Genomic DNA, 342 nt, shown 5'->3' with positions numbered 1-342 from the left:
TGCGCGCGATCGGCCCCGAGCCCTGGCGCGCCGCCTACGTGCAACCGTCGCGCCGTCCGAAGGATGGCCGCTACGGCGAGAACCCGAACCGCCTGCAGCACTACTACCAGTACCAGGTGGTCCTGAAGCCGGCGCCTGAGAACATCCTCGACCTCTACCTCGGTTCGCTCGAGGCGCTGGGCCTGGACCTCAAGAAGAACGACGTGCGCTTCGTCGAGGACGACTGGGAAAGCCCGACCCTGGGCGCCTGGGGCCTGGGTTGGGAAGTCTGGCTGAACGGCATGGAAGTGACCCAGTTCACCTATTTCCAGCAAGTGGGCGGCCTCGACTGCAAGCCGGTGC

The 342-nt window shown here is 66.4% G+C and carries 1 protein-coding gene; it reads left to right on the top strand.

Annotated elements, in window-relative coordinates:
- Nucleotides 1–342 (top strand): glycine--tRNA ligase subunit alpha (locus KVT32_RS29250; protein ID WP_217619333.1); only part of this gene is annotated, 342 nt, incomplete at both ends.

The organism is Achromobacter sp. GbtcB20 (genome assembly GCF_019091095.1).
Classification (GTDB): domain Bacteria; phylum Pseudomonadota; class Gammaproteobacteria; order Burkholderiales; family Burkholderiaceae_B; genus Achromobacter; species Achromobacter mucicolens.
The sequence above is the reverse complement of the archived record's forward strand: the minus strand, read 5'-3'. Positions and strand labels throughout refer to the sequence as shown.